The 6,541-nt window shown below is 34.9% G+C and carries 7 protein-coding genes and 1 riboswitch; of the genes, 6 read left to right on the top strand and 1 reads right to left on the bottom strand.

Annotated elements, in window-relative coordinates; genetic code table 11:
- The 5 genes from TJ68_RS01460 to gcvPB all read left to right on the top strand — a co-directional run.
- A partial coding sequence (locus TJ68_RS01460; protein WP_040928345.1) for a competence type IV pilus minor pilin ComGF occupies positions 1-418 on the top strand: 418 nt, incomplete at its 5' end.
- 153 nt (positions 419-571) lie between these two features.
- A complete protein-coding gene (locus tag TJ68_RS01455) occupies positions 572-1,045 on the top strand; it encodes a shikimate kinase (RefSeq protein ID WP_040928344.1) in 474 nt (157 codons plus the stop codon).
- A gap of 92 nt (positions 1,046-1,137) precedes the next feature.
- Positions 1,138-1,229, top strand: a riboswitch (glycine riboswitch).
- Between the two features lie 69 nt (positions 1,230-1,298).
- Positions 1,299-2,375, top strand: coding sequence for a glycine cleavage system aminomethyltransferase GcvT (gcvT, locus tag TJ68_RS01450; protein WP_040928346.1), 1,077 nt, complete (start codon positions 1,299-1,301; stop codon positions 2,373-2,375).
- 27 nt (positions 2,376-2,402) lie between these two features.
- Positions 2,403-3,746 carry an aminomethyl-transferring glycine dehydrogenase subunit GcvPA gene (gene gcvPA, locus TJ68_RS01445; protein WP_040928343.1) on the top strand — a complete coding sequence of 448 codons (1,344 nt, stop codon included), beginning with the start codon at positions 2,403-2,405 and terminating at the stop codon, positions 3,744-3,746.
- A complete protein-coding gene (gene gcvPB, locus TJ68_RS01440) occupies positions 3,739-5,223 on the top strand; it encodes an aminomethyl-transferring glycine dehydrogenase subunit GcvPB (RefSeq protein WP_040928342.1) in 1,485 nt (494 codons plus the stop codon). The genes gcvPA and gcvPB overlap by 8 nt, the downstream gene beginning before the upstream one ends.
- 39 nt (positions 5,224-5,262) lie before the next feature.
- Here the strand turns inward: gcvPB and TJ68_RS01435 are convergent, their stop codons facing one another.
- A complete protein-coding gene (locus tag TJ68_RS01435) occupies positions 5,263-5,646 on the bottom strand; it encodes a rhodanese-like domain-containing protein (RefSeq protein WP_040928341.1) in 384 nt (127 codons plus the stop codon).
- Positions 5,647-5,726: 80 nt separating this feature from the next.
- Here TJ68_RS01435 and TJ68_RS01430 point away from each other — a divergent pair.
- Positions 5,727-6,541, top strand: an 815-nt coding sequence (locus TJ68_RS01430; protein ID WP_040928340.1) for a lipoate--protein ligase family protein, incomplete at its 3' end; no start/stop codon positions are given.

Raw genomic sequence — 6,541 nt, 5'->3', positions numbered from 1 at the left:
GCGGCTGCAAATATATGCATTAAAATCAAGTGAAGGTTTTACATATATTGAGATGTTACTGAGTCTATTTGTTCTATCTATGATCTTATTTATAACTATTCCAACGATACGACTATTTGGTTCGATTGAATTAAATGAGCAAAGTTTTGATATCGACGTTTTTATAGAAGACGTTTTTGAAGTAGAAACAAATAAGAAGAATATTGTAATTACAAAAAACAGCCTTACTTTTGATAATGAACACGGAACGATTACGTATCGACTATCTAATAATCGTATTGTCAAATCGATAGACAAAAAAGGCTTTATTCCTCTGATGACGAACGTCCTTGAATTCAACGTTACAGAAGATAAACATCAAGTGTATATTATGATTGAAGAAGGCGATGAAACATATGAAATGTATATTAAAAAATGATGGATTTATAAGTGTCACATCGTTAATCATATTAGGTTTTATAACAAATGTTTTCTACACATATTATATGCGCTTATATATGATCATTGAGATTAAAATGAATCTTATTTATTATTATGAAAGTAAGGTTAAATTGTTTTTAGGAGCATAGTTATGATTTTAATTGGATTTATGGGTGTTGGTAAAACAACTGCTGGTCAAAAGTTAAGTGAGATAACACAAAAGGAATTTATAGACTTAGACGGATATATAGAAAACAAGCATCAAAAAATATCTGACATATTTAAAAGTTACGGTGAAAATGTATTTCGGGAATACGAATATGACGCACTGAAAGAATGTTTAGATGTAGACATACTATCTACAGGTGGTGGAATTGTAGAATATGAACCGTCTCTAAATCTTCTAAAAGAATCGACTCAATTAGTGATCCATATCGATGCACCCTTCGATGATATATATAAACGTATTAAAAATGATAGCAGTAGACCAAATGCTTTAAGATCATATGAAGAGTTAAAAGATTTATATGAAAAACGTAGTCCTCTATATAAGAGCATTGCTGATATTACGTTAATGAACGAAACGACGGTAGATGAATTAATTCACAAACTTTTAAACGTTTAAATAATAGATGTAATAGCATTTAAGTTGCAATTTGTGAATATAGTATATATAATGAATTCGGATACAAAATCATTGAAAATTGATGTTTTCGGTTGAACGATGTCGGAGAGAACGTATAATTACGTCGCCGAAGGAGCAAGCCTTTTTAGGTGAATCTCTCAGGCAAAAGGACGATATCGTGACGAATCCTGAAGATATTTCAACAGGGCACTTTTTAATTAAAGTGTCCTGTTTTTTTAATAAAAAGGGGGATATTATGAGTGAATTAAAGAAAACACCACTTAACGATTATTATCGAGAAGTTGGTGCGAAGCTTGTAGATTTTGGCGGCTGGGAAATGCCTGTTCAATTTACGAGTATTATCGATGAACATAACGCTGTACGTGAAGACGTAGGTATTTTTGATGTCTCTCATATGGGAGAGTTCAAAGTTACAGGTAGTGAAGCAGTTGACTTTTTAAACTACGCATTAACAAATGATGTATCTAAATTAAAAGTTAATCGTGCGCAGTATACGACAATTTGTAACGAAGACGGTGGAGTAATCGATGATTTATTAATTTATCGTCTAGATGACAATACGTTCTTCTTAGTTCCGAATGCTGGAAACAAAGACACAGATTATGAATGGTTAACTAAGATTGATGGCTATGACGTAGAAATATCAGATGAGTCAGATGATTACGCAGTAATCGCCATTCAAGGTCCAAATTCAAGAGCGATGGTACAAAAACACGTTGACGAAGATCTTTCAGAGATGAAAATGTTCGACGCAAAACAAAATGTATCACTTGCTGGGCATGACGTACTGTTATCTCAAAGTGGTTATACAGGAGAAGATGGTTTTGAAATTTATATGAAGCCAGATTCATTAGAAGAATTATGGAAACTATTTAAAGATGATGGTGCAACTGAATGTGGTCTTGGTGCGAGAGATACGTTAAGACTTGAAGCGGGATTACCACTTCACGGTCAAGATTTATCTCCAGAAATTACTCCAATAGAAGCAAGAATCGGATTTGCTGTAAATGCAAACAAAGATAAATTTATTGGTAGTGATATCTTAAAAGATCAAAAAGCAAATGGTGCACCACGTCGTTTATCAGCATTTGAAATGACTGGTAAAGGTATTCCAAGAACTGATTACGAAGTATTTGATACTGAAGGTAACAAAGTGGGATACGTTACAAGTGGTACAAAATCACCATCATCTGGTAAAGCAATTGGATTTGCTTTAGTAGATACTGACTTCTATGAAGACGATAAGGAATTTATCGTTAAAGTGCGTAAACGTGAAATTCCAGCTCAGTTTGTTAAAAATTTTAAATAAAATATTAAACTTTTAAGGAGTGTAAATATGAGTCATCGTTATTTACCAGTAACAGAGAAAGACAAGCAAGAGATGCTAGATGTCGTTGGCATTAAAGATGTTAACGAATTATTTTCAGATATCCCTGAAGAAGTAAGATTTAAAGGCGATTTAAATATTGAGCCTGCTAAAGATGAGCATTCACTATTAAGAGAAATGACGCAAATCGCTAACAAAAACATTACGTCAGTCACTCATACATCATTTTTAGGTGCAGGTGTATATGATCACTATATTCCTTCGGTTGTAGATTCTATTATTTCTAGATCCGAATTCTATACTGCATACACACCATATCAACCTGAAGTTTCTCAAGGTGAATTACAAGCAATCTTTGAATTCCAAACGATTATTTCAGAACTAACAGGTTTACCAATAGCAAACTCATCAATGTATGATGGAGCAACAGCATTTGCTGAAGGTGCAACGATGGCTGCTGGTGCAACGAGAAAGAAGAAAGTTGTTGTATCTGGTGCAGTTCATCCTCAAACACTAGAAGTCATAAAGACTTATACACACGCTCAAAACGTAGAAGTAGTTGTTGCTGATCTAGATGGCACTAAAACAGATTTAAAACATCTTGAAGAATTAGCAGATGAAGACACAGCAGCAGTAATGGTACAATATCCAAACTTCTTTGGTTCAATTGAAGATTTAGAAGCAATCGAAAAGATTGCACATAAGCATAAAGGGTTATTCATTGTAAATTCTAACCCACTTGCACTTTCATTACTTACACCTCCAGGTGAATTCGGTGCAGATATCGTGACTGGTGATACACAAGTATTCGGTATCCCGTCACAATTCGGTGGACCACACTGTGGATACTTTGCAGCGACTAAAAAATTAATGAGAAGAATGCCAGGACGCCTTGTCGGACAAACTAAAGATGATGAAGGTAACCGTGGTTTCGTATTAACATTACAAGCACGTGAACAACATATTCGTCGTGAAAAAGCGACTTCAAACATCTGTTCAAACCAAGCGTTAAACGCTCTAGCATCATCAATTGCAATGAGTGCTTTAGGTAAGTATGGTGCGGTAGAGATGGCAGAAAATAACATCCAAAACGCACATTATGCAAAAGAAGCGTTTAAATCAGCTGGATTTGAAGTGTTTGGTGATATGAACTTTAACGAGTTTGTCGTTAAGTTAAAGAAAGATGTCACTGAAATTAATGATGAGTTATATGAAGACGGATTTATCGGTGGTTATGATTTAGGATTAGACTTTGAAGCGTTCAAAAATCATATGCTAATCGCTGTTACAGAACTACGTACAAAAGATGAAATTGACGCGTTTGTTGAAAGGTTAGGTGCTTATAATGGCTAAAAAAGGTTCAAGCCCATTAATTTTTGAAAGAAGTATTGAAGATCGTTATGCATATTCGTTACCTAAACTTGAAATCGAGAAAAAAGAACTTTCTAGTTTATTAGATGATAAATTTATTCGTAAAGAAAAAGCTGAGCTACCAGAAATTAGTGAACTTGATTTAATTCGTCACTACACTGAACTCTCAAACAAAAACTGGGGAATCGACTCAGGATTCTATCCTTTAGGTTCTTGTACTATGAAATACAACCCTAAAATTAACGAACAAGTTGCTCGTCTTGCTGGATTCGCTTATTCACATCCATTACAAAACGAAAAAGCAATCCAAGGATCATTAGAAGTAACTTATCGTTTACAAGAATCATTAAAAGAAATTACTGGGATGGATGAAATCTCATTACAATCAGCAGCAGGAGCTCAAGGTGAGTGGACAGCATTAATTATGATTAAAGCATTCCACGAAGCAAACGGAGACTTCCAAAGAACAGAAGTAATCGTTCCAGACTCAGCGCACGGGACAAACCCAGCTTCAGCAACAGTTGCTGGATTCGATTCAGTTACAGTTAAATCAAACGAAGATGGAACTGTAGATATCGAAGACTTAAAACGTGTTGTAAGTGATAAAACTGCAGCAATCATGTTAACTAACCCGAATACTCTTGGTTTATTCGAAAAAGATATTTTAGAAATTAGAGATATCGTACACGGTGCGGGTGGTAAGTTATACTATGACGGTGCGAACTTAAACGCGATTATGGCTAAAGTTCGTCCTGGAGACATGGGCTTTGACGCAGTACACTTAAACTTACACAAAACATTCACTGGTCCACACGGTGGTGGTGGTCCTGGTTCAGGTCCTATCGGAGTTAAAGCGGACTTAGCGAAATTCTTACCAAAACCTCACGTTAAAAAAGAGGGAGACACGTATAAACTCGATAATGATATTCCACAAAGTGTTGGACGCGTAAAACCTTACTTTGGTAACTTTGCGATTTACTTACGTGCATACACGTACATTAAAACGATGGGTCCTGAGGGGCTTAAAAAAGTTTCTGAAGATGCAGTGTTAAATGCGAACTACATGATGAGACGTCTTGAAGGCACTTATCATTTACCATACACACAACATTGTAAACACGAATTTGTTTTAAGTGGTGTGAATCAGAAAAAAGAAGGTGCACGTACTCTAGATATCGCAAAACGTTTATTAGATTACGGTTATCACCCACCAACAATCTACTTCCCACTTAACGTTGAGGAAGGTTTAATGATCGAGCCTACTGAAACAGAGTCAAAAGAAACTCTAGATGGATTTATCGATGCATTACTTAATATCGATAAAGAAATTAAAGAAGACTTAGACTTAGTATTAGAAGCTCCACATACAACAGTAATCGGAAGACTTGATGAAACACTTGCAGCACGTCATCCAGTATTACGTTATGAAAAAGAAGATATTATCGAAGATAAAAAGTAATCAAAAAAGCGATTCGAAATTTTTCGAATCGCTTTTTCTTTATTTAGAATTAATTTTACCTGTCCATTTAGCGATACCACTTTTCAATACGTAAATATCTTTATGACCCTGCTTCTTTAAAATTCTTGCAGCTCTTAGCGCTGTACGACCGTTTTGGTCGTATAAGTGTACGGGCTGATCTGTACGTAATGATTTCGCTCTCGTATTAAATGTGCTTAGAGGGATGTTACGTGCACCTAATATATGTCCGTGCTTATAAGAATCTTTTTCTCGTAAGTCGACGAGTTGCACTTTACGTAAGTTTCGACTAAATTCTTCTTCACCTACGATATTAACGCCTCTAACACTTAGCACAGCATTAATTATAAATAAAACTATTAAAACAGCTAAAACAATTAATAAAATTATTGTCGTAGTACTCACACAATCGCTCCTTTTTCGATACAATATATATTATAGTGTGTTTGTCACATTTTTAAAAGTGTAATCTGGGGGAGAGAGATTTGACAGCAGAATGGAGTTACATCAAAAGTGGTAAACAAGATGCGTTTTATAACATGGCGCTAGACGAATTACTCATGAAGAAAGTTGAAAAGGGTGAAATTAACCCAGTATTACGTTTGTATGAGTGGGAAACCCCAACTCTATCAATCGGTTATTTTCAAAAGATACATAGAGAAATCGATGTTGAAAAAGTAAAAGAGTATGGCTACCAGCTCGTAAGGCGTAAAACGGGTGGTCGTGGTGTATTACACGATAAAGAACTAACATACAGTCTCGTGTTACCTGAAAATTACGAAGGCATGCCACATACTGTAACAGAAAGTTATAAAGTGCTATCAAAAGGATTACTTGAAGGGTTTAAAAATTTAGGTTTAGACGCTTATTTTAGTATTCCAGAAAAAACTAAATCTGATATACGATCGAGTGTATGTTTTGATACACCGAGTTGGTATGAACTCGTCGTTGAAGGAAGAAAAATAGCAGGAAGTGCACAGACAAGAAACGATGGTGTCATTATGCAACACGGTTCAATACTTCTAGATGTTGATATTGATCATCTATTTGATATGTTTAAATTTACAAATGAACGTTTTAAACAAAAAATGAAAAGTGATTTTAAATCAAAGGCTGTTCCGATTAATGATCTAACAGACAAAAATATAACAGTCGATGAATTATACATTGCTTTTAAAGACGGATTTGAAAAAGGACTATCAATGACAACGACGGAATACACGTTAACAGAAGACGATTTAAATCAACTTGACGAAATTATAGAGAAATACAGATCTGAAGAATGGAATTATAAACGATA

Origin of the sequence: Nosocomiicoccus massiliensis (genome assembly GCF_000438455.1) — a bacterium.
Lineage (GTDB): Bacteria > Bacillota > Bacilli > Staphylococcales > Salinicoccaceae > Nosocomiicoccus > Nosocomiicoccus massiliensis.
The sequence above is the reverse complement of the archived record's forward strand: the minus strand, read 5'-3'. Positions and strand labels throughout refer to the sequence as shown.

Coding starts and splice junctions, on each gene's coding strand:
- TJ68_RS01455 (WP_040928344.1), top strand. CDS start 572: ATGATTTTAATTGGATTTATGGGTGTTGGTAAAACAACTGCTGGTCAA.
- gcvPA (WP_040928343.1), top strand. CDS start 2,403: ATGAGTCATCGTTATTTACCAGTAACAGAGAAAGACAAGCAAGAGATG.
- gcvPB (WP_040928342.1), top strand. CDS start 3,739: ATGGCTAAAAAAGGTTCAAGCCCATTAATTTTTGAAAGAAGTATTGAA.